Annotated in this window: 25 protein-coding genes; 12 read left to right on the forward strand and 13 right to left on the reverse strand. The window is 48.3% G+C overall.

The annotated features are described in order from the left end of the window. Positions 1-49: 49 nt before the first annotated feature. From ppc to OU814_RS20770, 4 genes are all read left to right on the forward strand, one after another. Positions 50-3,112 carry a phosphoenolpyruvate carboxylase gene (gene ppc / locus OU814_RS20755; protein WP_017287152.1) on the forward strand — a complete coding sequence of 1,021 codons (3,063 nt, stop codon included), beginning with the start codon at positions 50-52 and terminating at the stop codon, positions 3,110-3,112. A 79-nt stretch (positions 3,113-3,191) separates the two neighbouring features. Beyond that, complete coding sequence (locus tag OU814_RS20760; protein ID WP_017287153.1) at positions 3,192-3,530, forward strand: DUF433 domain-containing protein; 339 nt, start codon at positions 3,192-3,194, stop codon at positions 3,528-3,530. Beyond that, a complete protein-coding gene (locus OU814_RS20765) occupies positions 3,524-3,874 on the forward strand; it encodes a DUF5615 family PIN-like protein (protein WP_017287154.1) in 351 nt (116 codons plus the stop codon). The genes OU814_RS20760 and OU814_RS20765 overlap by 7 nt, the downstream gene beginning before the upstream one ends. A 162-nt stretch (positions 3,875-4,036) precedes the next feature. Further along, on the forward strand, positions 4,037-5,335 hold the full coding sequence (locus tag OU814_RS20770; RefSeq protein ID WP_268241969.1) for a S1C family serine protease: 1,299 nt from the start codon (positions 4,037-4,039) through the stop codon (positions 5,333-5,335). A 372-nt stretch (positions 5,336-5,707) separates the two neighbouring features. Here the strand turns inward: OU814_RS20770 and bchI are convergent, their stop codons facing one another. Then, positions 5,708-6,799 carry a magnesium chelatase ATPase subunit I gene (gene bchI, locus OU814_RS20775; RefSeq protein WP_017287156.1) on the reverse strand — a complete coding sequence of 364 codons (1,092 nt, stop codon included), beginning with the start codon at positions 6,797-6,799 and terminating at the stop codon, positions 5,708-5,710. A 180-nt stretch (positions 6,800-6,979) separates the two neighbouring features. On the opposite strand from bchI, the gene isiD reads away from it, so the two are divergent. Beyond that, positions 6,980-7,186 (forward strand): protein IsiD, encoded by a 207-nt coding sequence (gene isiD, locus OU814_RS20780; RefSeq protein WP_268241970.1) that lies wholly within the window; start codon positions 6,980-6,982, stop codon positions 7,184-7,186. Between the two features lie 93 nt (positions 7,187-7,279). On the opposite strand, the gene OU814_RS20785 is transcribed toward isiD, so the two are convergent. Next, positions 7,280-8,047, reverse strand: a complete 768-nt coding sequence (locus OU814_RS20785) for a pentapeptide repeat-containing protein (protein ID WP_268241971.1) — start codon at positions 8,045-8,047, stop codon at positions 7,280-7,282. 120 nt (positions 8,048-8,167) lie between these two features. Between OU814_RS20785 and OU814_RS20790 the strand changes: the two genes are divergently transcribed. Beyond that, positions 8,168-8,407: a TIGR02450 family Trp-rich protein gene (locus tag OU814_RS20790; RefSeq protein WP_017287159.1), complete on the forward strand. Its 240-nt coding sequence runs from the start codon at positions 8,168-8,170 to the stop codon at positions 8,405-8,407. 277 nt (positions 8,408-8,684) lie between these two features. Here the strand turns inward: OU814_RS20790 and surE are convergent, their stop codons facing one another. Then, positions 8,685-9,479, reverse strand: a complete 795-nt coding sequence (gene surE / locus OU814_RS20795) for a 5'/3'-nucleotidase SurE (RefSeq protein WP_017287160.1) — start codon at positions 9,477-9,479, stop codon at positions 8,685-8,687. 70 nt (positions 9,480-9,549) lie between these two features. On the opposite strand from surE, the gene pheS reads away from it, so the two are divergent. Continuing rightward, a complete protein-coding gene (gene pheS, locus OU814_RS20800; RefSeq protein WP_017287161.1) occupies positions 9,550-10,551 on the forward strand; it encodes a phenylalanine--tRNA ligase subunit alpha in 1,002 nt (333 codons plus the stop codon). A 157-nt stretch (positions 10,552-10,708) separates the two neighbouring features. Here pheS and OU814_RS20805 read toward each other — a convergent pair whose 3' ends face one another. The 4 genes from OU814_RS20805 to glnA form a co-directional block, all read right to left on the reverse strand. Further along, a complete protein-coding gene (locus OU814_RS20805) occupies positions 10,709-11,029 on the reverse strand; it encodes a type II toxin-antitoxin system RelE/ParE family toxin (protein WP_017287162.1) in 321 nt (106 codons plus the stop codon). After that, positions 11,020-11,292: a CopG family ribbon-helix-helix protein gene (locus tag OU814_RS20810; protein ID WP_017287163.1), complete on the reverse strand. Its 273-nt coding sequence runs from the start codon at positions 11,290-11,292 to the stop codon at positions 11,020-11,022. The genes OU814_RS20805 and OU814_RS20810 overlap by 10 nt, the downstream gene beginning before the upstream one ends. A gap of 216 nt (positions 11,293-11,508) precedes the next feature. Next, entirely contained in the window at positions 11,509-12,624 is a 1,116-nt protein-coding gene (locus OU814_RS20815) for a class I SAM-dependent methyltransferase (RefSeq protein ID WP_017287164.1), read from the reverse strand. 151 nt (positions 12,625-12,775) lie between these two features. Then, positions 12,776-14,194, reverse strand: a complete 1,419-nt coding sequence (gene glnA, locus OU814_RS20820) for a type I glutamate--ammonia ligase (protein WP_017287165.1) — start codon at positions 14,192-14,194, stop codon at positions 12,776-12,778. A 411-nt stretch (positions 14,195-14,605) separates the two neighbouring features. Here glnA and apcB point away from each other — a divergent pair, with 411 nt between their 5' ends. After that, complete coding sequence (gene apcB, locus OU814_RS20825; RefSeq protein WP_017287166.1) at positions 14,606-15,115, forward strand: allophycocyanin subunit beta; 510 nt, start codon at positions 14,606-14,608, stop codon at positions 15,113-15,115. 110 nt (positions 15,116-15,225) lie between these two features. On the opposite strand, the gene OU814_RS20830 is transcribed toward apcB, so the two are convergent. Next, positions 15,226-15,849, reverse strand: coding sequence for a hypothetical protein (locus OU814_RS20830; RefSeq protein ID WP_268241972.1), 624 nt, complete (start codon positions 15,847-15,849; stop codon positions 15,226-15,228). A gap of 195 nt (positions 15,850-16,044) precedes the next feature. On the opposite strand from OU814_RS20830, the gene OU814_RS20835 reads away from it, so the two are divergent. The 3 genes from OU814_RS20835 (at position 16,045) to psb27 (ending at position 17,803) form a co-directional block, all read left to right on the forward strand. Further along, the gene (locus OU814_RS20835) at positions 16,045-16,425 is read left to right on the forward strand and encodes a hypothetical protein (protein WP_017287168.1); all 381 of its coding nucleotides are present in this window, start codon (positions 16,045-16,047) and stop codon (positions 16,423-16,425) included. 54 nt (positions 16,426-16,479) lie between these two features. Then, complete coding sequence (locus tag OU814_RS20840) at positions 16,480-17,337, forward strand: Tab2/Atab2 family RNA-binding protein (RefSeq protein ID WP_017287169.1); 858 nt, start codon at positions 16,480-16,482, stop codon at positions 17,335-17,337. Between the two features lie 70 nt (positions 17,338-17,407). Then, on the forward strand, positions 17,408-17,803 hold the full coding sequence (psb27, locus tag OU814_RS20845; protein WP_017287170.1) for a photosystem II protein Psb27: 396 nt from the start codon (positions 17,408-17,410) through the stop codon (positions 17,801-17,803). A gap of 67 nt (positions 17,804-17,870) precedes the next feature. Here psb27 and OU814_RS20850 read toward each other — a convergent pair whose 3' ends face one another. The 3 genes from OU814_RS20850 to OU814_RS20860 all read right to left on the reverse strand — a co-directional run bounded on the left by OU814_RS20850 (position 17,871) and on the right by OU814_RS20860 (position 19,895). Then, positions 17,871-18,431 (reverse strand): DUF1802 family protein, encoded by a 561-nt coding sequence (locus OU814_RS20850; protein WP_268241973.1) that lies wholly within the window; start codon positions 18,429-18,431, stop codon positions 17,871-17,873. 4 nt (positions 18,432-18,435) lie between these two features. After that, complete coding sequence (locus OU814_RS20855) at positions 18,436-18,783, reverse strand: hypothetical protein (RefSeq protein WP_017287172.1); 348 nt, start codon at positions 18,781-18,783, stop codon at positions 18,436-18,438. Positions 18,784-18,974: 191 nt separating this feature from the next. After that, positions 18,975-19,895, reverse strand: a complete 921-nt coding sequence (locus tag OU814_RS20860; protein ID WP_268241974.1) for an isopenicillin N synthase family dioxygenase — start codon at positions 19,893-19,895, stop codon at positions 18,975-18,977. A gap of 26 nt (positions 19,896-19,921) precedes the next feature. Here OU814_RS20860 and OU814_RS20865 point away from each other — a divergent pair, with 26 nt between their 5' ends. Further along, positions 19,922-20,230, forward strand: a complete 309-nt coding sequence (locus OU814_RS20865) for a TMEM14 family protein (protein ID WP_268241975.1) — start codon at positions 19,922-19,924, stop codon at positions 20,228-20,230. Here OU814_RS20865 and OU814_RS20870 read toward each other — a convergent pair. Both OU814_RS20870 and OU814_RS20875 read right to left on the reverse strand, forming a co-directional pair. Continuing rightward, positions 20,227-21,921 (reverse strand): DUF3352 domain-containing protein, encoded by a 1,695-nt coding sequence (locus tag OU814_RS20870; RefSeq protein ID WP_017287176.1) that lies wholly within the window; start codon positions 21,919-21,921, stop codon positions 20,227-20,229. The genes OU814_RS20865 and OU814_RS20870 overlap by 4 nt on opposite strands. A 148-nt stretch (positions 21,922-22,069) precedes the next feature. After that, entirely contained in the window at positions 22,070-23,557 is a 1,488-nt protein-coding gene (locus OU814_RS20875) for an LCP family protein (protein WP_017287178.1), read from the reverse strand. Positions 23,558-23,762: the final 205 nt, after the last annotated feature.

Below are 23,762 nucleotides of genomic sequence, written 5' to 3' on the forward strand. Positions count from 1 at the left end.
TCTGCCTCATCTCCCCTAAAATTGTTGAACCTCTCTGGATTGATACTGTATGAGTTCGAGCCGACCCTCTTCTTCTGACGAATCATTTGCCAGCCTTGCCACTTCTGCGGACGCAATCGGTGAGGATGTGAGTGCGTTGATGTCCGATTTATTTTTGCGCCATCGGCTAAGAATTGTTGAGGATCTCTGGGAGGCGGTGCTGCAACAAGAATGCGGGCAGGAACTCGTCGATCTGTTGAATCAGTTGAGGCGGATGTGTTCACCAGAAGGGCAGGCAACGACCTTTACTGAATCAGACGTGCTGCAAGTGGTGGAGAATCTGGATCTCAATGAGGCGATCCGGGCAGCGCGGGCGTTTGCGCTTTATTTTCAGTTGATCAATATCGTCGAGCAGCATTACGAGCAGCGCGATCAGCAGTTGCAGTATCGGATGGCACGGGAAGGACAGGTTGAAGAAGTGCCAAAACCGTCGTCACCCAGTAGTTATGCCACAGAAGAAGAAGCGGGACGACCAGAAGCGGATTTCCTAGAGCGGAGTCTGCATGAAGCGGCGTCTCGTCGAGAAATTGGCACGTTTCACTGGTTGTTTCCTCGATTGAAGCAGCTGAATGTGCCGCCTCAGCAGATTCAACGGTTGATTCAGCAGTTGGATGTATCGCTGGTCTTTACGGCGCATCCGACCGAGATTGTCCGGCATACGATTCGGGATAAACAGCGACGGATCGCGAAGATTTTGCGGCAGTTGGATAGTGTTGAAGACAGTTTGAAAGCGATCGGGCTTTCCTCATCTTGGGAAACAGAGTCGCTCCGAGATCAGTTAACCGAGGAGATTCGCCTCTGGTGGCGCACTGATGAACTGCACCAATTTAAGCCGACTGTGCTCGATGAAGTGGATCATGCACTGCATTACTTCAGAGAGGTAATTTTTGAGGCGATTCCGCATTTGTATACGCGATTAGAACAAGCGGTGCATCAGTCGTTCCCGCGCATGGAAATGCCGAGTCGCAATTTCTGTCAGTTTGGATCTTGGGTGGGCGCCGATCGCGATGGCAATCCTTCGGTCACGCCGCAAGTCACCTGGCAAACAGCATGTTATCAGCGCCGCATCGTTTTAGAGCGCTATGTGCAATCGGTTCAGTGTTTGACCGATTTACTGAGTTTGTCGCTGCACTGGAGTGATGTCTTGCCCGATTTGCTGGAGTCTTTAGAGCAAGATCAGCAACGCATGCCGGATGTGTACGATCGCTTATCGATTCGATTCCGCCAAGAGCCGTATCGATTAAAGCTTGCCTACATTCAGAAGCGCCTAGAAAATACGCTCGATCGCAATCACATCCTCTATAGCGGAGATGGCTTGCAGCAAGAAATGCCTGAATTTGACGAAGCAACGCTTTATCGATCGGGCGAAGATTTCTTAGCAGAGTTGCGACTCATTCAAAGCAATCTAGCCGCAACCGGATTAAGCTGTCGGGACTTAGAGCATTTGATTTGCCAAGTCGAAATCTTTGGCTTCTGTTTGGCGCATCTTGATATCCGACAAGAAAGCCCTCGCCATTCGGAAACGATGAACGAGATTGTCGAGTATTTGCAAGTGCTGCCGAAAGCTTATAACGACATGAGCGAAGCAGAGCGCTGTGAATGGTTGACCAGAGAACTCCAGACTCGCAGACCTTTGATTCCGACGGAGATGCCATTTTCGGAGCGCACCCGCGAAACGATTTCGACGTTCCGGATGGTTCGCAAACTTCAGCAAGAATTTGGTCTGGAAATTTGCCGGACTTACATCATTAGCATGAGCCATGATGTCAGTGATTTGCTAGAAGTGCTGCTGTTTGCCAAAGAAGCCGGACTGTATGATCCCGTCACAGGGCTAGGAACGATTCAAGTCGTACCGTTGTTTGAAACGGTTGAGGATTTACAGAAAGCGCCTGGAATTATGAAACAGGTGTTTGCTCAGCCGTTCTACAAAGCTTTGATTGCGGGGGGCTTTGACGCGATCGATAAAGGAACGGCTTTGCAGGAAGTGATGCTTGGCTACTCTGATAGTAATAAAGACTCTGGATTTCTCAGTAGTAACTGGGAGATTCATAAAGCTCAGCAAGCGTTGCAAAGAATTGCCGATGAACATGGTGTGGCATTGCGGATCTTCCACGGTCGTGGCGGGTCGGTCGGTCGCGGCGGTGGACCTGCATATGAGGCAATTTTGGCGCAGCCTGGCCATAGCGTGAATGGTCGCATCAAGATTACCGAACAAGGTGAAGTACTCGCATCGAAGTATTCTTTGCCCGAGCTTGCGTTGTATAACCTTGAGACGGTGACGACTGCGGTGATTCAAGGCAGTTTGTTGCAGAACAAGTTCGATGAGATTGCACCGTGGCAGCAAATTATGGAAGAATTGGCAGCGCGATCGCGCACTCATTATCGTCAACTGATCTATGAGCAAGCCGATTTTATTGATTTCTTCCATCAGGTGACTCCGATCGAGGAAATTAGCCAGTTGCAAATTAGTTCTCGTCCAGCTCGTCGCGGCGGCAAGAAAGATTTAGCAAGTCTGCGGGCGATTCCTTGGGTCTTTAGCTGGACTCAGAGCCGATTTTTATTGCCGTCCTGGTATGGAGTCGGAACGGCGTTGAATGCGTTTCTGGATGAAGCTCCAGAGAAGCATATGCAGCTATTGCGGCATTTTTACTACAAATGGCCTTTCTTCAAAATGGCAATTTCGCGGGTGGAAATGACCTTATCGAAAGTCGATTTGCAGATTGCTGGACACTATGTTCAAGAACTGACTCAAGCCGAGGATCGCGAGCGATTTGCCCCTGTGTTTGAACAGATTCGCCAAGAGTATTTCCTGACGCGCGAACTGGTGCTGAAAATTACGGGACACAATCGATTACTGGATGGTGATCCGGAACTTCAGCGATCGGTACAGTTGCGTAATGGAACGATCGTTCCGTTGGGATTCCTGCAAGTGTCATTGTTGAAGCGACTGCGGCAGCATAAGACTTTGGCGGCTTCTGGAGTTGTGCGATCGCGCTACAGCAAGGGTGAATTGCTTAGAGGCGCATTGTTGACGATTAACGGTATTGCTGCAGGAATGCGGAATACGGGTTGATGACTGGGCGAAAGAAGACGACATATTCTGAGAATCAAGAGATTCTGTTACCATCAAAGCATTGAGATTGGAAGTGTTTATGACACCGGCAATTGTTGCTGAAATGGCTCCTCTGCAAGCAAATGAAGACGGCGTAATTCTCGTCGGAAAGACTCGTGTAACCTTAGATACTGTAGTCGCTGTCTTTAACCAGGGTGTAACAGCCGAGGAAATCGCTCATCGGTATCCGTCGTTAAATTTGGCTGATATCTATGCCACAATTGCCTACTATCTTAAACACCAGTCGGAAGTGGATGCTTATCTCCAACAACGGCGGCAGCGATCGCAGGAGATTCGGAAAATGAATCAAGCAGTATTTGACCCACAAGGATTGCGCGATCGCCTGCTTGCCCGCAAACCTGCACAGGAAGCATGCTGAAGTTTCTAGCTGACGAGAATTTCGATAATACGATCGTTCGAGGATTGTTTCGGCGTAATCCAACACTTGATATTACTCGTGTGCAGGATGTTGGGTTGTCAGGTAAAGATGATCCAACCGTTTTGGAGTGGGCAGCACAAGAAGGGCGTATTTTACTCACTCACGATGTCGCTACGATTACTCGCTATGCCTACGATCGGGTTAAGGAAGGTCAGCCGATGCCAGGGGTAATTGAAATCAGCACAGATGCACCGATCGGACAGGTCATTGAAGATGTTCTTGTTCTAGTAGAGTGTGGTCAGGATGGAGAGTTAGAAGGGCAAGTTCAGTATCTTCCGTGGTGAGAAAACAATCAGAGATGTCTTGCAGCGATCTCATGTATCGCTCTTTTCAGGTCTAAAACATATCGACAACTGCTGGAAGCGTTACTCTCTAGCAGCTTTTTTATTGACAAGATAGGGATTTAAACGCAAGATCTGATGACTTGCATTTTCTACTACTAAACTATGGCAAAGGCATCCGTCTGGAGTCTGATTTCTGCTATTGTTCTATTCTTTTTTTCGCTACAAATTCCGGTTCGGGCTGAATCGCTACAATCTTTTGAGAGTGAGATTGAATCTAGTGCAAAGGTTGAAATTGCTAGGATTCGCTCTGGAGTATTGCCGGGTGTCGTCATTGGAGGGCACTACGACGGATTGCTGAAGATGCGGCAACAACGGTATGTTGCAACCGAACGCTTAGAGGAGCAATTAGAAACCTCAGTTCGAGACTTATTGGAGGATGAACTGAGCCAAGCCGGCTTTGATGTGATGCGATCGCATCCTCAATCTCTGTTTGCAGATTTAGTTGCATCTTCAGAACCCGGACGATTTTTAATTGGTGGAACGATTACTAAGGTTAATCTCAATTCTTATAGTTCGTTTTTTAAGGAATACACGCACGACGATCGCAGGGTGCGTTGGGAGTTGTTCGATCGAGATTCAAACAAAGTTGTATATCGTCAAGAAATTGCTGGAAGTGCGGAAGCAGAAGGAATTGACAATCCAGCAGCAACGTATGAAGCAATTCGAGCCAGTTTTAGAAGCCTGCTTGCTGAACCTCGCGTTGTGGAAATTCTCAATCGCCCGATCGAAGAACCTCCGAGTCAGGCATATAAGATTGCAGCGATCGCGACTTCTAGTCGTCCAGCCATGACGCTAGAGCAACTGGTTGGGCAGACCCTTCCTTCGATCGTGCAAATTCGCACCCCCAACGGGCGAGGCAGTGGATTTCTGCTCGATTCGTCTGGACTGATTATGACGAATCAACATGTTGTTGGGTCTGCGTTTTCCGTCAAAGTCAAACTTTATGATGGCAGCATTGTGAATGGGCGAGTGTTACGGCGCGATGCTGTCGCAGATGCAGCTTTGGTGAAATTGGAAGGTGAGATGAGCGAGGTGGCTGGTTTACCGATTTGTCATACCGATCGAGTGCGAGTTGGACAATCGGTTGTTGCGATCGGCAATCCCTTATCTTTTTCCAATTCTGTCACGCAAGGGATTGTCAGTGGGTTTCGACGCAATGCGTCTCGGAGTTTGATTCAAACAGATACGGCGGTCAATCCGGGGAATAGTGGCGGGCCTTTACTCAATCGAGACGGAAAAGTGATTGGGATTGTGACTGAGAAGATTGCGAGTGAAGGGATTGAAGGGTTAGGATTTGCGTTACCGATCGGGGAAGTTTTACAACGATTGAATGTCTCGATCAATTCTCCTGCCAATTCAGAACTGGATACTTGCGGTAATCCACTACTGAGTTACAAATGAAAATCGAAGAGTCTTATAGCGGGTTGACAAAACGCTTGAACATCATCTTGGCTGCGTTTCTGTCCCGCACCGGATTCAAAACCCGGTGCTAACAATGCGAACTCCCTCAAGGGACTCCCGAACCCAACCAATTGCTCAGGGATACAGTCTCTTCAGAGACTTTGTCTAATAAGCACGGGGTTTCAACCTCGTGTGAGGCAATGCGATCTCGATGTCATCAGCATTTTTGATTCTGGAATCACTCTAAAATCATATCCATATAAAAATGCAGAGGAACACGGTTGAATCCCTCTGCAACATTGATGTGTAAGCATTGAGCATGTCTTTAATCGTGCAAGATATCAAGCGCGATCGACAGTACCCACACAGCTACTATTCCATGCCAAATACTTGATCGAAAACTTTCTCGACCTTGTAGCCTGAATCGATCGATTCCATCGGATCTTTCCGCAAACGGTGACGCAGACACAGGGGGGCAATTCGACGAATTTCATCTACTGTGACTTCAGTCCGTCCTTCTAACGCGGCCAAAGCCTTTGCTGCACGGTTGGTCACGATGTCTCCGCGCAATCCATCGACATCGAGTTCCGAACACATCTGAGAGATTTTGACGCGCAGATCGTAATCGATCGCAATCTGTTTCAAGCGCTCCTGAGCATCGACAATTTGCTTCTGCAAATCCTTCTGCTGTGGCTCATATTTTTCTAAGAACGGCATCGGATCTTGGTCAAACTCTGTCCGTTGCTCCACAATTTGAACTCGCAATGCAGGTTCCTTCACGGTGCGAATCTCAGCATGCATCCCAAATCGATCAAGCAATTGCGGACGCAGTTCCCCTTCTTCTGGGTTGCCTGAGCCTACTAGAACAAATCGCGCTGGATGTCGAATCGAAATCCCTTCCCGCTCGACCGTATTCCATCCCGATGCCGCCGAATCGAGCAGCACATCGACGAGGTGATCATCGAGCAGGTTGACTTCATCGACATAGAGAATGCCGCGATTTGCCTTTGCCAACAATCCCGGTTCAAAAGCTTTAACCCCTTCGGAGAGGGCTTTCTCGATATCGATCGTGCCGCAGACGCGATCTTCTGTCGCTCCCAAAGGCAAATCGACCATCATAACTTTCTTCTTCACCACAGGCACATCCGCACCCTGGTCGATCATCTGCCGCACCGTATCGCCCATTAATTCGATATCGTTTGGATGACTGTTGAAGGGATCATCTGCCACGACATCAATTTCTGGCAACAAGTCAGCCAGTGCCCGAATCGTCGTTGATTTACCAGTTCCACGATCGCCCATAATCATCACCCCGCCAATTTTCGGGTCAATGATGTTGAGCAGGAGAGCAAGCTTCATTTCTTCTTGCCCGACGATCGCAGTGAAAGGAAACACCGCACGCCGACGGGCGGGAACTGCGGTGGATCGTCCGTTTTGTGAAGTTGTTTCTGTCGTAAAGGTCACGGGAAGTCCTGAAAAAGTTAAGGCTATTTTTAAGTCGCGTTACTTATTGTGACACGGATTGTGACCTGAAATAGGCAGGGGAGCCTGCGATCGTAAATCAAGGTTTTATTCTGAATCGAGTTTGAATTGGTGAAGTAAAATTTGGATCAACGGGGAAAATCGTTGGAGGCACGTCGGGTTATGTCGAGTTTGAAACAAGTGGATGTGTCAAAGCTCACCGAGTCAGATATCGAGATGCTGGCGACTCGGCTGGAAAAAGACGACTATACGGACGCATTTGAAGGGCTGAACGATTGGCATTTGCTCAGAGCGATCGCGTTTCAGCGCCCTGAATTAGTAGAGCCTTACCTTTATCTCTTAGATTTAGAAGCGTTTGACGAATCGTGAGATCCGATTCAATCATTTTCCTGTCACCTGCAACATTCCGAGTGCTCTTCAAACCAAGCGACCTGGAATGCTGCAGGCTCTGAGTCTCGCAGTTTAGCGGGTTAAAAACATTTGCAGTAATCCACCCACGACATTGATCAAGCTCTGACCAAAGTTGTTGCCTCGACGTTGTTGATCAGGTGGATTCTTTAAGCCTTGTGCGAGTGCTACTGCTGATTTTGCATTCGCCGCATCCCCTTGCTGCTCAAACAAAGCCGCAGCTTGTTCCGAGTCTTGAATGGCTCCCGTTTGATCGCCCAGTTCTAATCGTGCCATTGCGCGCCCAATCAAAGCAGGTGCAGAATCTGGTTTTCGCACTAGCACTTGATTGAAATTCGCGATCGCGGTTTCATACTGTCGCCGTTTCCCAGCTTCCATCGCCATTTGATAGAACATTTCTGCATTCCCGGCTGAAGTCGGTAAGCCAACGGCTCCGTGAATTGCAGCCATTTCGATTTGAGTGCCCGTTAAATCTGCTCCCACTAAATACGATCGCGTTAAATCTGCCCCTTGAATATTTGCATTCGTCAACTTTGCGCCTGCGAGATTTGCCCCACTCAGAGAAGCGCCTGCGAGATTGGCGTTGGTTAAGTCTGCGCCCGCGAGATTCGCTTGACTTAGGTTTGCGCCCGCGAGATTTGCGCCCGCGAGATTTGCCCCAGACAATTGAGCCAACACTAACCCGGCGCTACTGAGTTCGCAATTTGCACATTGCCGAGTCGAAAGTAATTGCCGAACGTGATCAATATTTTCAGCCTGAACGGGTAATGCAATCCCCAATGAGAAAACTGCTGCGATCGTCGTCAAATGAGTCCGGGTCATATGCAGGGAACGGGTAGGGTGATCAGGAAAACACTTCATATTACTTTCTGGTGACAGTTGTGGCACGATCGATATTCAGTACGATCGACAAGCGCGAGTATTCCCGATTTGGTTCTCGATATGCCTAAGAAACAAAAATTTCCGTATCTCGTCGGATCGAAATGGACTGCTCAGCAAGAAACCTGGGGCTGGCGGCACTTTCAAGTTGTAAACCGCAAAAATCAGGGAGCCTGGGTATTTGCAGAAATGGTCGCCGCCTGCGATCCAGCCGTTCGGTTTTGGATGAATGCCAAACTGCTCAAAGACCGATCGCAATGGCAAGCAGGCTGGAAATCGCTGCATGAAGTCGAAGAAGGATAGGGATGTGGGGAGTAGGGAGTGAAATTTCACCCCGCTCCTCAGGGCTAATTTGTTGAAGACAAGATAAATGCCTGCGGATACTGCGGTTGTCAGGCAGGCATTGTCAGCGTTCAATTAAGCTCATCATCCAGGAAAAGTAAACAACAGCATTTTCATTTTCCTCTTCTCTAACCATATGAAACAGCCCTGCCAGAATGGGGATCTCGAAGCAACACCCGTTTATCGGCAATGCTCGGCAATTTTCATTCATTGTAAAACTGGATGCAAGCAGTAGAATTTATGCCTGGTCCAGCCTTGAAATCCAGTTCTGTGTCATTTTCAAGCCCAAAGGGGAAGTCAGATTGTAGTGCAAGGGCGTGATCGTAATGTAATTCTCCCGATTTGCCTGCACATCGGTCGGAACATCATTCGGAATATCCGGATCGTCTACGTCTTCAAGCAATTCGCCTGAAAGCCAGTAGTAAATTTTTCCTCTGGGATCAACCCGCTTCTCAAACACATCCGTATAGCGTCTCACGCCTTGTCGCGTGATGATTGCCCCTTTAATTTCATCTCGCTCGATCGCAGGCACATTCACATTCAATAACGTCAACTCTGGCAATGGATCTTTCTCCAACTGTCGCACCAAGGTACAAGCAAAATCCGCCGCAGTCTGAAATTCTCGCGATTGAAAACTGGTTAAACTCAGTGCAATTCCCGGAATTCCTTCAATCACACCTTCCATTGCCGCAGAAACGGTTCCCGAATACAGCACATCTGTGCCCAAATTCGAGCCGTGATTAATTCCTGACAACACCAAATCCGGTGGTGTTTCCAACAGCGCCCAAATCGCCAATTTTACGCAGTCTGAAGGGGTTCCTGAACAAGCCCATGCCTTAATGTTGGGATGAAAAAGATGGCTCATTTCTTGAACTCGCAGCGGATCGTGCAACGTTAAGCCGTGCCCCGTTGCCGATCGCTCTCGATCAGGACAGACGACCGTCACCTCATGTCCTGCTTCTGCCAACGCATTCGCTAGAGTTTGAATCCCTAGCGCGTAAACACCATCATCGTTACTAACCAGGAGTTTCATGTAATCCACTACAATAAACAAGTTCGCAGTTCATTGTGACGCGAATTAAGGATTTATGAACTACTGAACTATGGCGGCACAAACCCAGGAACTCGAAGCCCAATTAGATACCATTCGCCAGGAAGCGACTCAAGCGATCGCGCAAGCTGATTCTCTCGATCAGCTTGAACAGTTGCGCGTCAAATACATGGGAAAAAAAGGTCCCATTCCCCAAGTGCTCGGCGGGATGGGCAAACTCGACCCCGCCGAGCGCCCGAAAATCGGGGCACGAGCCAATGAGGTCAAAGAAGCGATTCAGGTCGAACTCGATCGCCAAAAAACCGCGCTGCAAGCGGCTGCGATCGCGGCTCAATTAGCTTCAGAAACGATCGATGTCACAATGCCGGGAGTGGGAAGACCACAAGGGCGGATGCATCCGTTAAATAGCACGATCGATCAGGTTCTCGATATTTTCGTTGGACTCGGCTACACGGTCGCTGAAGGTCCAGAAATGGAGACGGACTATTACAATTTCGAGGCGTTAAACTTCTTGCCCGATCATCCGGCGCGAGATATGCAAGATACGCTGTATCTCCCGGATGGCAATCTGCTGAGAACTCACACTTCGCCTGTACAGATTCGCTACATGGAAGCGAATGATCCACCAATTCGAGTAGCGGTTCCAGGCAAGACATATCGCCGCGATACAGTCGATGCGACACATTCGGCTGTGTTCCATCAAATTGAGATTTTGGCAGTCGATGAAGGACTGACGTTTACCGATCTCAAAGGAACCATCAAAGTGTTCTTGCAAGAGCTATTTGGAGATGTCGAAATTCGATTCCGTCCAAGTTTCTTCCCCTTCACCGAGCCATCTGCGGAAGTCGATGTGCAATGGAAAGGTCGCTGGTTGGAAATTCTCGGTTGTGGAATGGTGGATCCCAATGTTCTTAAAGCCGTGGGATACGATCCGGAGATCTACACCGGATTTGCTGCCGGATTTGGGGTGGAACGGTTGGCAATGGTGTTGCACCAAATCGATGATATTCGTCGGTTGTACAATAGCGATTTGCGGTTTTTGAAGCAGTTTTAAATTGCACAACATTCTCGCTAAAAACGCCCTTGATCGTTAAAAATCGAGGGCGTTTGAGGTATTTGAGAAGGTAGAAACGAGCGCCCTGTAAGAAGCCCTTTGCGATCGTCATGAGTTTCTGTTCACTTGAAAGTCTCTACGCTTCGTTGTCATTCCGCTAGTTTTCTTCGTTAGGAAACTCTTCTTCAAGGATTTGATCAATATCTCGCATTCCGGACAGAACACGGAGAACTTCGATTCGCTCAAGTCGAATTCTATACACGATCACATAAGCTGTTCGACCAAGTTTTGGAGTTATTAATTCGCGAGTGCCTTCAACTCGTCCAGGTTTTCCAAGGTTTGGGAATGTAGATAATCTGTTGATAGCTTGAGCTAACTGATTTCCGATTTGTTGGGCTGTATCTGGAGTATCAACTGCAATATAAGACCGAATTTCAGCTAAATCTAGGACAGCGACTGAAAGATACGTTACGCGCATGGAGTCGGCTTCTCGTTGTCTGTTCCCCAAGAGTTGAGCCATGCCTCGACAGCTTCACCTTCGACCCAAACTGCTCGATCGCTCTCTGCAAGGTCAACTGCTGCTTCAATTTGCTGAATTTGTTGAGATTGGGTTTCGACATAGGTTGTGATCGCTTGCGTCACTAGCCAAGACTGACTTCGATTTGTGCTTGTCGCAAGTGCTTCGAGCTTTTGTTTGATCTCTATCGGTAATTGAACTGTGACAGTTTCACTCTGCGACATAAGATGTTCTCAGCAGTAAGGTCGTATCCATATTTTATATGGCTTATCAATAGAACATCTCGGACGAATGTTTTTGCTTCGCTCCCAATGTTAAATTCTCCACTCTGAGAGACTTTGACTAGGAAATGCCCTCCAATTCAAAGAACTTCTCCCATTCAAAATCTCTCAAGTTTGGGGGATTTGGGGGACACGATCCGCCGAAAACGCAGCCTGCCCTTATTCGATCGCAATACCTGTCGCAACCTTCGTCACTTCGGGCGCAACGACTCCAGGTTTCCTCGCAATCAGGTACTTACTCATAAAATGCACCTGTTCTGAAACTTCGCCAAACCCTGCCTCTTTCAATCGCGCCACCAAATCATCGGTCATGTAATGGCGGTAATAAGGCTCATGGAACGTCTCAGGAAACCCTTCCATTGCAGGAGCGAGTTCCGGCGAATCGCTCATCTGAATCGAATCACAGATGATAAATGTTCCACCCGGTTTCACCACTCGAAATGCTTCATTGATCACATTCTGACGCGCTTGGGGCGGCAATTCGTGGAATAAAAACACACTCGTCACCGCATGGAAATAGTTATCTAAGTAAGGTAATTCTTCCGCATTTCCTTGCACTAACTGGGGCAAAGTTCCCTCGAACTGAGACAGCAACTGATTTGCTTTTCTCAAATAGGCAGCCGACAAATCCACTCCATACAAAGAAGCCTTCGGCAGCATTCCTCGAATGTTTCTCAAAGTCCGCCCTGTGCCACAAGCAACGTCTAGCACTTTTATCTGTGAAGGTAGAACATCACTGAATGCCTTCAACCCTTCCTTCAATGGAGCTAAAATCCGGCGACGCATCGGATCAGCCGTGCCATTAAACAGAATTTCAACCTGCAAATCGTAGAGATTTGCAGAAGTATCGGTTAAATACCCATTCGTCTGATGATGGAAATTTTGCACATAGTAGCTTGGTAAGCCTTCTGTCTCAACTCCTGCATCAAACTCTTGATATCGCTTCGCATTCACGCGCTGCCACATTTCCGGCATATCGAACCACATCACCGGATAGTAGCGGAAAAAATCTTCCCAAGGATTATCAAAGACAAGACTCGCTGGATAAACGCCTTTTTCGACATCCTGCCAATCCGCTTCGAGAACTTCAGCCATTCGTTTTTGAATGGTTTGAATCAATTCTAGAGAGAGCGGCTTTGCCTTTCTTTTTTGTTCGATCGAGGGCGGTGCGACAAGATTCAAGACTTGGGTACTAACAGCTTTATGCATCAACCCAAAGTAACTTTTGCCTTGCTGAAACGTCTGATACGCCAACTTTGTTAATGTATCGGGCATGATTTGTGTGAGACGACACTCTAAGACTATTGTCTAATTGTAACGAACTCTTAAGAGCGAAATAGTCTGTAATCAGTTAGATTTCGAGAAAAAAGCGATCGAGCCAATTAGCTCGATCGCTCCTTTTCAATTCAGCTTTCAACTCAGCAAATTAGCAATCGTAGTAGAGCATAAACTCATACGGATGCGGGCGAATGCTCATCGGAATTACTTCGCGATCGAGCTTGTAGCTAATCCAGCTTTCAATGAAGTCTTCAGTGAACACGCCACCTGTGGTTAGGTATTCATGATCCGATTCCAAGTTCTTCAGCGCTTCTGCCAAAGATCCAGGAGTCGAAGGGACTTTCGCCAACTCTTCAGGGCTGAGTTCGTAGATGTCTACATCCAAAGGAGAACCCGGATCGATTTGGTTCTTAATTCCATCAATCCCTGCACAGAGCATCGCGGCAAATGCCAAGTAGGGGTTCGAGGTTGCATCAGGACAACGGAACTCTAAGCGTTTTGCTTTCGGGTTCGTGCCAGACAACGGAATCCGCACCGAAGCAGAACGGTTCCCTTGCGAGTATGCCAAGTTCACCGGAGCTTCAAAGCCTGGAACCAAGCGCTTGTAGGAGTTCGTGGTCGGATTCGTAAACGCCAACAGAGAAGGCGCATGCTTCAGAATTCCGCCGATGTACCACAGCGCATTTTGGCTCAATCCAGCGTACAGATCGCCCGCAAAGGTGGGTTCGCCATTGTTCCAAATCGATTGGTGACAGTGCATCCCCGAACCGTTATCCCCAAAGACCGGCTTAGGCATGAACGTAATCGACTTGCCATACTTGCGACCGACGTTTTTGATCACATATTTGTACGTCATCAACCAGTCAGCCGCTTGAATCAGGGTTCCGAACCGGAAGCCCAATTCGCACTGACCACCTGTTGCCACTTCGTGGTGATGTTTCTCGATCGGCACGCCGCACTTTTGCATCGTCAGCAGCATTTCCGATCGCATATCTTGCGACGTATCGGTCGGTGCAACCGGAAAATACCCTTCCTTGTTGCGAGGCTTGTACGCCAAGTTTCCACCCGGTTCTTGACGACCAGAATTCCAAATCCCTTCTACGCTATCAACGTGATAGTAACCTTCGTGCTGGTTTTGGTCATAACGGACATCATCAAAAATGAAGAACTCCGCTTCAGGTCCGAAGAACGCCGTATCGCCTAACCCCGTGGATTTTAAATAATCCACAGCTTTTTGAGCGATCGAGCGAGGATCACGGCTGTAGGGCTGACCCGTACGCGGCTCTTGAATCGAGCAAATCATGCTCAGCGTTGGATGCTCCATAAATGGATCGATCCAGGCAGTATCCGGATCGGGAACCATCGCCATATCGGATTCATTGATCGATTTCCAACCCCGAATACTCGATCCGTCAAACGGAACGCCATCGGTAAAGCTGCTTTCGTCAATTTGGCTCTTATGCAGGGTGAGATGTTGCCAAATCCCTGGCGTATCGATGAATTTGAGATCAATCAATTCGATATTCTCGTCATTGATCTTTGCCAAGATCTCTTGTGGGGTCGCCATGAAATACTCCTAGTAAATCGCGTAGCTTTGCTCAACGCTGAGCGCAAAATTGAATCAGATCGCCTCAAGCAAATCTGTCCTGCATCATGGTAAAAACAGGCTTCCCGTAATTTTGTATCCTAGGCTACGGAAAGCTCCGTGTCCGAAAGAATTAACGCTTAAATTAAAGATCGTAAATATTACATTCGCGGATTCCGTAACCCGATCGAGTGTATGGATTAAAAATTGTAACGATTATCTCATCTAGCGGGATTCCCCACGGTACGGTTCAAATTAGGCTCAAACCTGCGTGGTAAACTGAGCTTGAATCTTTTACGATACGAGAGCCTATACAACTTGCTGTGGGGCGGTTCGTTACTCTTGTCTACAGAAATATAGACACATTGAACCAAAATTTGGGAGAAGACTTTCATGCGGGACGCAGTGACCAGCCTGATTAGAAATTACGATATTACAGGGCGTTACTTAGATCGCAATGCGATCGACAGCCTAAAATCCTACTTTGCTACCGGAATGGCGCGCATTCAGGCAGCTGCGCTCATTACCTCCAATGCAGCCGGGATTGTTCGTCAAGCCGGGCTGCAGTTGTTTGATGAGAATCCTGAGTTGATTCGCCCCGGTGGCAATGCTTATACGACTCGTCGATATGCAGCCTGCCTGCGCGATATGGATTACTACTTGCGCTATGCTTCCTATGCCTTGGTTGCGGCTGACACGGATGTGCTGGATGAGCGCGTTCTAGAAGGTTTGCGCGAAACCTATAACTCGTTAGGTGTGCCTTCAGGACCGACCGTCCGGGGAATTCAAATCATGAAGGATATCGTCAAAGCAGAAGCAGCAGCGGCAGGAATTGCTGATACGAGCTTCCTGGATCAACCCTTTGATTACATGTCGCGTGAACTCGGTGAAAACGATCTGTAATTGAATTCACTTCCCATGAAACGAGTTTCGGCTCGGCTCAGCCCTCGAATTTCGGGCGTTGAGTCGAGCCGAAACTCGTTTCAGACAAGAAAAATGTCAGGGTGAAGGCTTCAAGTCCGAAGCATCGCTTCCGCCTCTAAGACCCACAGCGTCCAGCCTTTGCTGTTTTGAGTAATACGAGCAGCATGTCCTTTATCAGAGAGACGTTCTGCCAGCGCGATCGCTTGGTTTTGTTCGCGTACCGTTCTGAGATAGCTGTAATATTCACGATCGCTATAGATTGCAGCCATCGGTTTCGCCACATCTGGAACGCGAATTTGACACACCTGATAATCGCGCTCAGATGTCAGAATCTTCCATAATCCTGAGTCTGATCGAGGAATGTCGTAGGAAGTTGAGGGTTCGACAGATTTGGGCTTTTCTAGCTGCGCTTTTTCCTCTTGGGCATCTGCTTCATAGATCCAAAGCACATCGCCTTTCATCGTTCGAGTAATCGCAACTTCATCTCCTCGATAAACGAGTTTGGCGGCAATTTGCAGAGCTTTTTGAGAATCTTGCACGAGTCGAAAAAAGCTGTAATAGCGATCAGCAACGACGATCGCGGCAAGTCGCTCATCGGAATCCGGCACGCAGATATGACAGCCTCGATATTGACTCCGGGAGTCTAGAATTTTGCAGCGAGCAGGATCAGGGGTCGGAGCAAGGTCAGCAGAAATGGGGCGAACAGAGGACATAGGATTGACGTGTGGGTTTGCAGGATGGGTTTGAATTGTAACGATTGTTTTCGCAGAGCTAAGCACATTTTGCGAATCAAGCGAGTGGGTTCTCCACCGTGAATTTCCCTAAAACCCAAAATTTTCAGCGATCGCGGTCGTTTGCGAGGGTAAAACTGTGCATATGATGGTGGCATCGTTTCATATCGCTTTCCTATGCCAGTTCCTTGTCACATCATTGTTGAGGGAAATCCAGCGATTGTTTACGCCAGTCGCAAAGGTGCGCCAGAGAAAATGCTGCCGATCTTAGAGTCTTTTTTAGAAACATTTTGGCAAGAGCGAGATGCGCTGGGTGAGGCACAGGACACGCCAGAATGTCTGGTTGCACAGATTGTAGTGCGGTTTGGATTTGAGATTTGTGAGGATGATTTCTCGAACCTGAAGGTGGGCTTGAAATATGATCCCACTGCAGAATATTTATATTTCATCTCAGCGAATCGAGAGGTGAGTGTGTGGGTTGCTGACGATCGCTATCGGGCAAATCCGCACTTAGGCATTCAAGCTTGCCAACAGATGCAAACCGTTTCGATAGGGTGATCCGAAAGATGCTAGGAGTTAGATGTCTCTAACGCGCGATTGCTGAAGTTTTCTATGTCAACTATTTGGGAACTCGATTACTATTCACGTCCAATTTTGGATGAGCAAAATAAAAAAGTTTGGGAAGTGCTGATCTGTGAAAGCCCGACCACAGTTGATGCTCAGCCAGAAAAGCTGTTTCGCTATTCGCAGTATTGCTCGAGCAGCACTGTAAATTCAGGCTGGTTAAAAGACGCGATCGCAGCAGCCATGGCTGAAGCTCCCAATCCACCGGATAAAATTCGGTTTTTCCGGCAGGCGATGAACAACATGATTACGACTGCTTGTGATGGCTTAGATCTGCCTTCTCAATTGAGTCGGCGCACGTTTGCCTTGGCAAGCTGGCTGCAAGATCGATCTCAAAATGTTTATCCGAAAGAAGACGGATATCAGCCTTCGATCAATCCTTCGGTGACGTTTCCGATCACCCCTGCCCAAGTGTTGCCCGATGCGCTGCAAGGGCAGAAATGGACGTTCGCAACTCTACCCTTTGAAGCCTTTGCGGAAATGGGGGAATGGTCGATCGAATTCGGAGAAGCCTTTCCCATGAGTTTGGCGCAGCTTGAACCGGATGCTCCTGTCTCGGGCATCATTATCTACTCTGCCCGAGCCACCGCGATGGCAGCTTGGATGTCGGGATTAGAGATTGCGGCTGTGAAATTTGATGCCGAGACCCAGAATCGACTGCTGTTAGAAACCGGGGTCAACGATCGCTGGATTTTAACCACTTTAGATAAGCGCGCTGTTCCCGAGGCGCAGCAGTTTGAAGCGGCAAAGGCACGATCGCATCAAGTCCATTTTTTAGCGATTCAAGAAAGCCCGGATGTCGAAGCGTTTGCCGGATTTTGGCTATTGCAAGAAATCGCATTGTGATCCTACGGTTCCTAATCACGGTAGGATGAGAAAACTGTTACGTTTGTTCATTATTTAACGCAACCTGCTTATGAAGCGCTTTTTGTCTCGCCTGCTGGCGCTAGTGATGGTCATGTCGATTGCTCTTGTGGGCTGCTCTCCCGCTGGCGGGCTGACGGGCAACTATCGCGATGATACGCTTACTGTGATTAATACCCTCAAAACGGCGATCACGCTGCCTGCGGATTCACCGAATCGAGCGGCAGCCCAAGCTGATGCCCGTAAGTTGATGAATGATTTTGCCTCTCGCTATCGTCGAGATTCTGCTTTGACGAAGCTGAGTTCGTTTACAACCATGAGAACAGCCGTGAATTCCTTGGCTGGACACTATAGTTCCTATCCCAATCGCCCGGTTCCTCAAAAAATGGTCGATCGCTTGACCACAGAATTTAATCAGGTGGAAACCTTCCTCAAACGAGGCAATTAACCCGATTGGACATTAAAAAACGCCAGATTCAAGAGAGTCTGGCGTTTTTTAATGCAGCATTTTCTGATCAGGCAATCGTCTGAGATCGAAAAATTAGGCTTTGAATCTGTTCAACACGATCGAGATACTCCTTGTCGCTAAGAACGGGAGTCATCTGATCGACGTTGATTTCATCGATTTCGATCCACGATCGACACCCCCCATAAGCTTCTCGATAGGGAAGCAGTTGAGGGTCTGCCAATTGAGAGACTTTAAGCAGCAGTAAATACAACGGCGATCGCGGTTTCCATTTCAGACGCTCCTCGACAAAGCGTTCATTCCAAATATGGAACGGCAATAAGGCATGAACAATCTCTGGATCGCTGATTTGTAAAACATGCGTAATCTCTGCGATCGAGCTAATTTTTACCTGTTTCGGATGCCAGCCTGATTCAACCCGCTCGACATTCGGGGTTTTCAGCAGGGTTGGATCTTGATGCTCAAACGTGGGATAAAGCAGAACTCGTTGGAACGGAACTTCAAATCGTCCCGCTGTCTCCCGAATTCCGCCTTTGCGTAACAGCAGAATTGTTTCACCTCGTTCGAGGGCTTCCACTGCGATCGCCCACTCTTTTAATGCCTGTTTCATCAATCTATTTGGAGAGGTTCAGGTTTGAGAAAAACTCCAGACACACCATCACAAATGGAAATAAAATACCTGCGAGTCCGATCCAACCACCAAACTGACCGATCAATTCTGACAATTTGCGCTGAGGACGATAGCCTGCGGTTGCGACAAATCGAGAACTCATACTCAGCAATGCGGCTCCGCCTAGCCCAAAGGGGATACTCAGCAGAAACCATGCCCTCAGTCTAGCGCCCGGATTAATCAATCCCAAGGACGGGAATAAAACAAAACTGACAACCTCCACCATGAGCCAAAGCCCCAATGCCGTCAGTAAGTCTTTTTTCTGTAGCTCATCGAAGGAGAAGTTATTCATCGTCAAAACTTAAGGGTTTCTCAAGCCTTAGATCGATGGGATCACGATCGCATTGCCTAAGATAAACATAGACAAAACCAGGAGCGCTCACATAATGAACACCCACGATTTATTCATGCTGATTCTGATGCTGATCCCAGGGATCTTGCTGTCTGTGGCAATTATGGCAACGTTTGCAGCGGGTGGCTAACTTATTTCAGTCCAATTTCTGCTAATCGCTGCTGGAGATACTCGCCTGCAGTGATTTTTGGGAATTTCACCTCGTTGCCCGTTTTGGTGATGCAAGATGGGAGCGGGGTCAAATCGGTTTGAGCAACCGGATGCACAAAGAAAGGCATCGAAAATCGCCGATCGCGATCGCCATGATTGACGACTCGATGCGTTGTACTCTTCAGCAATCCATTGGTTAATTGCTGAAGCATGTCACCGCTATCTACGATGATTTGTCCTGGAATATTGGGAATCGCAAGCCAAGTTCCATCTCGCTGTAGAAGTTCTAAACCACTATCGGTCGCTTCACATAAGAGCGTAATCAAATTAATGTCTTCATGCGGTGCAGCGCGTAAGCTGGCTGGATCAGCGTCTTCAGGAATCGGTGGATAGTGAATGATTCTCAAAATTGAATCTGCTGCGATCGTCATATTGCTGAGAAACGATCGCGGCTCTCCCAAGTACAACGCACACGCTTCAAGTAAGTTGACTGCACACTGATCAAGCTGAGCATAGAGTTGAGCCATGACCTGATGGAATTTAGGAATCTCGATCGGATCAAGATTTGCTAAATGGCTCTCTCGTCCGACATGCCAAAATTCTTTCAAATCCGGTGCAGGATGGTCTTTTGCGTGTTCTTTCCCAAATCGAGTAAAGCCTCGCTGTCCATTCAATGCAGCATCTTCGTAGCGCAATTTCACATCGTCTGAGCGTTGAAAAAATGCCTCAGCTTGGTGATACGCCTGCTGAATCAGATCGCGATCGACACCATGATTCACCACGGCAAAAAAGCCGAGTGTTTCTAAAGCCTGTCCGAGTGTCGCGATAAAGGTTTGTTGCTGGCTTGGATCGCCACGCAGAAACAGTTGCAGATCGACAACTGGAATGGTTTGTTGCATCATGGCTGTAGTCTTGGAGGATTGCGATCGTGACCTTGATTATTGCACTCTACGGATTGTTCATCGCCATCGGTGGGATCATCGGCTATCTCAAAGCGAGAAGCCAGATTTCTTTGATTGCAGGTTTGGGAAACGCGATCGTACTGTGGATTGCAGCTTATGTGACGCTGAACAATCTTTATGGCGGATTAGTTCTTGCAGTTTGTATTGCGGTAGAATTGCTCGTCTTTTTCAGCCTACGCTGGTCAAAAACTCGCAAATTCATGCCTGCGGGATTGATGGCAATTCTCAGTTTGATTGCCACGGTCGGATTTCTTTGGGTATTGTTAGCTCGTTAAGGCAATGCCCCAGGGTTATTGCCCTTTTTCAAGCCGACAAAAACGTCATAGCGAGATGTGCGATCGCTCGTTACTGCTGCCGTTACCCCGATCGAAGAAATTGCCTCCAAAACGGTGCGATTTGCCGCAGGGATCTGAAGCAGTGGGAAATTTTGCAACTTGAGCACGCGATCCATATCGACGAAGAAGTTGCCATTATGCGGAGCCAGTTCGGACTGCGTACTCTTGCGAAACAGCTCATTCTCTGCCAAAGCTTTCGTCGGCTTTGGCAGAATTGCACTTGCGATCGGCGCACCCAAAGATAAAAATGCAACATTGCCATCGAGCCAACCGCGCGTGATGTTCACACTTGCAGCAGGCAGTGACCAATTCACGATCGATTGTCCTTCTACTTTTGCTTCTTCCACCTTAAAGGCGTACTTAGTCGCCATCACCTCATCGAGCTTTTTCAACGTCGCTTCTGCGGCACGTCGATCGCTGGTTTGCACCATAAAGACTAAACTTGCAGGCAGTGCTGCAGGTGCGCCTTGAGGTGCAGGGAGTAAGGCGAGTGAATATTCACCTTGCATCCAGTTGAGCAAATCTTTCTCTAAATCTAGCCCCACTGTTGTTCTAATGCCCTGCCGCAAGGCTTCAGGATTGACAAACTGAATTGGATTCGATGCACTGCCTTGGGTGTAATCTTGCCAAAATTGCTTCAAATTTCCACCGGATGCCATCATCAATGTGTCAGTCGGCAGGCGAGTTGGAATCGTTTTTGCAGTGTTCTCTGTATTCAGTTTGCGTTGACTATCGGGTCTAAGCCAGGAAATTCCTTTAAACTGAATGCCCTCATTGGTTAGCTTTGCTGTTGCTGCTAAGCCTTGATTTTGTTGCAGTTGAGCGAGCGTCTGGGGCGGAATTGGACGACTCGAATTTGCAGCAGAGGTATTTGCCGCCGCAGGAATGTTGACATAGAGGCGGGCGATCGCATTTTCTTCTTGAATCTGCGTCAATGCTTCGCCATATCCCGGCGTTTGTGCCAGCGATTTGCCCTCTTTCACCGTATCGATCGCGCGTTCGATCGCGTTCGGATTGTTTGCAACCAGCACTTGCGTTGTGTCTAACACTGCAATCGAAGTACTTTGATTGGCAGATTCTTGATTTTCCCGAACTTTCACGCCTTTGTAATCGCGCTCTGTCCACTTTGCACCCTGAGTTGCAGGCGATTTTTCGAGGGTGTCTTTAGCTTTCAACGCATCCGCGATCGGCACAACCATCACGGTCGGCTGAGCATTCGGCGGAGCAGCAGGCTGACCCGGATTCGGAACCGTTACCCCGGCTTGCGGTGGCAAAAATGCCATTGTGACTTCTTTCCCGATCCAAGGCTGAATATCGCGGGCATACTCCAAACCGCGATTTTTCAAGAAGCGATCGCGAAATTGCACCAAACTTTGATCAAAAGCAGCTTGCGATCGTGGTGTCCCAAACTCTCTTAATTGCTGCCATTTTCCGGTGTCCGTCGAAACCGAAACGACCATCAATGCATCTTGCGGAATCGCATTTGCCCCAATCGGCATCACGTTGAGCTGCTGTCGAGTCAGTGCCCAAAATGCGATCGCACCACCGCCAACTAAGGCAGCCGCAGCGCCAATCGTGAGCGGCAAAGGAGGTCTTTGCTTTGTAGAATTCGGTTTCGTCTGGGCGTTCATGGGAGGCGACAAGTCGGGATGTAGTATTGCCGTTGCCACTTTAGCAAAGGATATGGGGTTCGGGGTGATGAAAATGGAAATTGAGGAGATAGGACGGTTTGTCCTTCCCTAATCTCTGGATGTATCTGACCCTTTCCTAATTCGATCGCTAATTTGTCGGCTCCGTTTTGGTTGCTTTATCTGCGGCTGGACGAGGCTGAGCTTTTCTTGGTTGCAGCGCATCTTTACCCAGTTGAATCGTGATATCTGATTGCAGATCTCCTGTATTCTCAATGCGCACTTCTCCAAACCCTAGCGCACGCCGAATCGCTTCTGCACTGCTGACATCACCCCACTCTGCAACAATGCGAGTGACGCTGAGCGGCTCACTCCACTCTTTCCCTTCATATACATTGCGATAGCCTGCACTTTCGAGAGCGGTCTTAGCGGTTTGAATACTTTTGGCTTGCTTGGTACTGTCTTGAATCGCGACTTTCACTGCGGCAGGTACAGTGCTCTCCAGGGTCGAGGTTCCGAAATTGAAATGCTGCGCCATGATCTCTTTGATGCGATCGGGATGAGGCAACCAGTAACTCGCTTTATATTCACCGGGCGAACTGAATTCTCCCGGAACCATGAGCATTTTCGTATTCGATCGATTGACCTGGGACGCAAAGCCCGTGAGAGCGACTAGTTCTTCCACCGTCAGATTTGTATCAATGTGCGATTGCACCACATTTAAGAGACTCGGAAACCGCGAAACAGTCGAAGGATTCAAAGACTGTTCCATCAAAGCTCGCATGACCATTTGCTGGCGCTGAATCCGCCCGATATCGCCGTTTTCGTCGTACCGGAAGCGCAGGAGTTGCAAAACTTTCTCGCCATTGAGTTGCTGTCTGCCTGCTTTGAGATTAATGTAAAGACGTTGGCTATCGTCTTGGTATTTCATGTCTCTTGGGACATGCATGGTGACACCACCGAGGGCATCAACGAGTGCTTGCACCCCTTGGACGTTAATCGTGATATATCGATCGATACCCACGCCACCGAGCAATTCACTCACTGATTTTGCACTGAGCGCGGGGCCGCCGTAAGCATTCGCTTCATTGATCTTCGTCATCCCATGGTCAGCGATATATGTGCGGGTATCGCGCGGAATCGAGAGAACGACGACTTTCTTTGTTTCAGGATCAAAGCGCAGCAGGAGCATGGTGTCCGTCAATCCCTCAAAGGAATTCACCAATGCGTGATAGGGGAGCTTCTTGAGATTTTCTGGAGCGTTATTGACATCACTGGTAAGAACCTTGGTGCCCAAGACCAGAATATTGACGGGACGGGTCAAGGCGGGCAGTTGCAAACTCATGCGGGTCGAGAAGCGATCGCCCTTACCAAAAATCGAGGCTTCTGCCGGAGAAAGTTGCCGCTGCATTAAGGGTGTGCTGGCGAGAGAAACGGCAACCAATGCGCCTGCCGTAGCTGAAATCATCGCAATGCCGCTCAAAGAAAGAAACATAAACAACAGCCGCATTCCTTGCGATCGCTTAGCCGGTTTCTTTTTGCGCTTAGTTGGGGCTGAAGCAACTTTGGGCATCGGCTTTTGCACAGGTTTTGTCGGCTGAACTTTCTTATTCACAGAACGTTGATTCGCGCTTTTCACAGGACTCCTCACCACACCAAAATTTTTGACAAAAAACAATCGCTCACAGGAATTCGGACTTTGTATTGTATGCAATAAAGCCCGAATGGGCGCTTTTATTGAAAGATCTCTTACTTTGAGCCAATCGCTGAAAGCAGAATGTTATCAATATTTCCCATATTTTGTCTGTTAAAACTGGACAACGCCAGATTTTTTAGCTTGCCCT

The sequence above is a fragment of the Leptolyngbya sp. GGD genome, from assembly GCF_026735145.1.
Taxonomy (GTDB): Bacteria; Cyanobacteriota; Cyanobacteriia; order Leptolyngbyales; family Leptolyngbyaceae; genus Leptolyngbya; species Leptolyngbya boryana.

Excerpts from the sequence above, each read along its gene's own strand:
- psb27 (WP_017287170.1), top strand. The coding sequence starts at position 17,408 with ATGAAGCGCTTTTTGTCTCGCCTGCTGGCGCTAGTGATGGTCATGTCG.
- apcB (WP_017287166.1), top strand. The coding sequence starts at position 14,606 with ATGCGGGACGCAGTGACCAGCCTGATTAGAAATTACGATATTACAGGG.
- OU814_RS20770 (WP_268241969.1), top strand. The coding sequence starts at position 4,037 with ATGGCAAAGGCATCCGTCTGGAGTCTGATTTCTGCTATTGTTCTATTC.
- OU814_RS20785 (WP_268241971.1), bottom strand. The coding sequence starts at position 8,047 with ATGACCCGGACTCATTTGACGACGATCGCAGCAGTTTTCTCATTGGGG.
- OU814_RS20850 (WP_268241973.1), bottom strand. The coding sequence starts at position 18,431 with ATGAAACAGGCATTAAAAGAGTGGGCGATCGCAGTGGAAGCCCTCGAA.
- OU814_RS20815 (WP_017287164.1), bottom strand. The coding sequence starts at position 12,624 with ATGCCCGATACATTAACAAAGTTGGCGTATCAGACGTTTCAGCAAGGC.
- OU814_RS20790 (WP_017287159.1), top strand. The coding sequence starts at position 8,168 with ATGCCTAAGAAACAAAAATTTCCGTATCTCGTCGGATCGAAATGGACT.
- OU814_RS20765 (WP_017287154.1), top strand. The coding sequence starts at position 3,524 with ATGCTGAAGTTTCTAGCTGACGAGAATTTCGATAATACGATCGTTCGA.
- pheS (WP_017287161.1), top strand. The coding sequence starts at position 9,550 with ATGGCGGCACAAACCCAGGAACTCGAAGCCCAATTAGATACCATTCGC.
- OU814_RS20805 (WP_017287162.1), bottom strand. The coding sequence starts at position 11,029 with ATGCGCGTAACGTATCTTTCAGTCGCTGTCCTAGATTTAGCTGAAATT.
- OU814_RS20840 (WP_017287169.1), top strand. The coding sequence starts at position 16,480 with ATGTCAACTATTTGGGAACTCGATTACTATTCACGTCCAATTTTGGAT.
- OU814_RS20860 (WP_268241974.1), bottom strand. The coding sequence starts at position 19,895 with ATGATGCAACAAACCATTCCAGTTGTCGATCTGCAACTGTTTCTGCGT.
- ppc (WP_017287152.1), top strand. The coding sequence starts at position 50 with ATGAGTTCGAGCCGACCCTCTTCTTCTGACGAATCATTTGCCAGCCTT.
- OU814_RS20810 (WP_017287163.1), bottom strand. The coding sequence starts at position 11,292 with ATGTCGCAGAGTGAAACTGTCACAGTTCAATTACCGATAGAGATCAAA.
- glnA (WP_017287165.1), bottom strand. The coding sequence starts at position 14,194 with ATGGCGACCCCACAAGAGATCTTGGCAAAGATCAATGACGAGAATATC.
- surE (WP_017287160.1), bottom strand. The coding sequence starts at position 9,479 with ATGAAACTCCTGGTTAGTAACGATGATGGTGTTTACGCGCTAGGGATT.
- OU814_RS20870 (WP_017287176.1), bottom strand. The coding sequence starts at position 21,921 with ATGAACGCCCAGACGAAACCGAATTCTACAAAGCAAAGACCTCCTTTG.
- OU814_RS20760 (WP_017287153.1), top strand. The coding sequence starts at position 3,192 with ATGACACCGGCAATTGTTGCTGAAATGGCTCCTCTGCAAGCAAATGAA.
- OU814_RS20835 (WP_017287168.1), top strand. The coding sequence starts at position 16,045 with ATGCCAGTTCCTTGTCACATCATTGTTGAGGGAAATCCAGCGATTGTT.
- OU814_RS20830 (WP_268241972.1), bottom strand. The coding sequence starts at position 15,849 with ATGTCCTCTGTTCGCCCCATTTCTGCTGACCTTGCTCCGACCCCTGAT.
- OU814_RS20855 (WP_017287172.1), bottom strand. The coding sequence starts at position 18,783 with ATGAATAACTTCTCCTTCGATGAGCTACAGAAAAAAGACTTACTGACG.
- isiD (WP_268241970.1), top strand. The coding sequence starts at position 6,980 with ATGTCGAGTTTGAAACAAGTGGATGTGTCAAAGCTCACCGAGTCAGAT.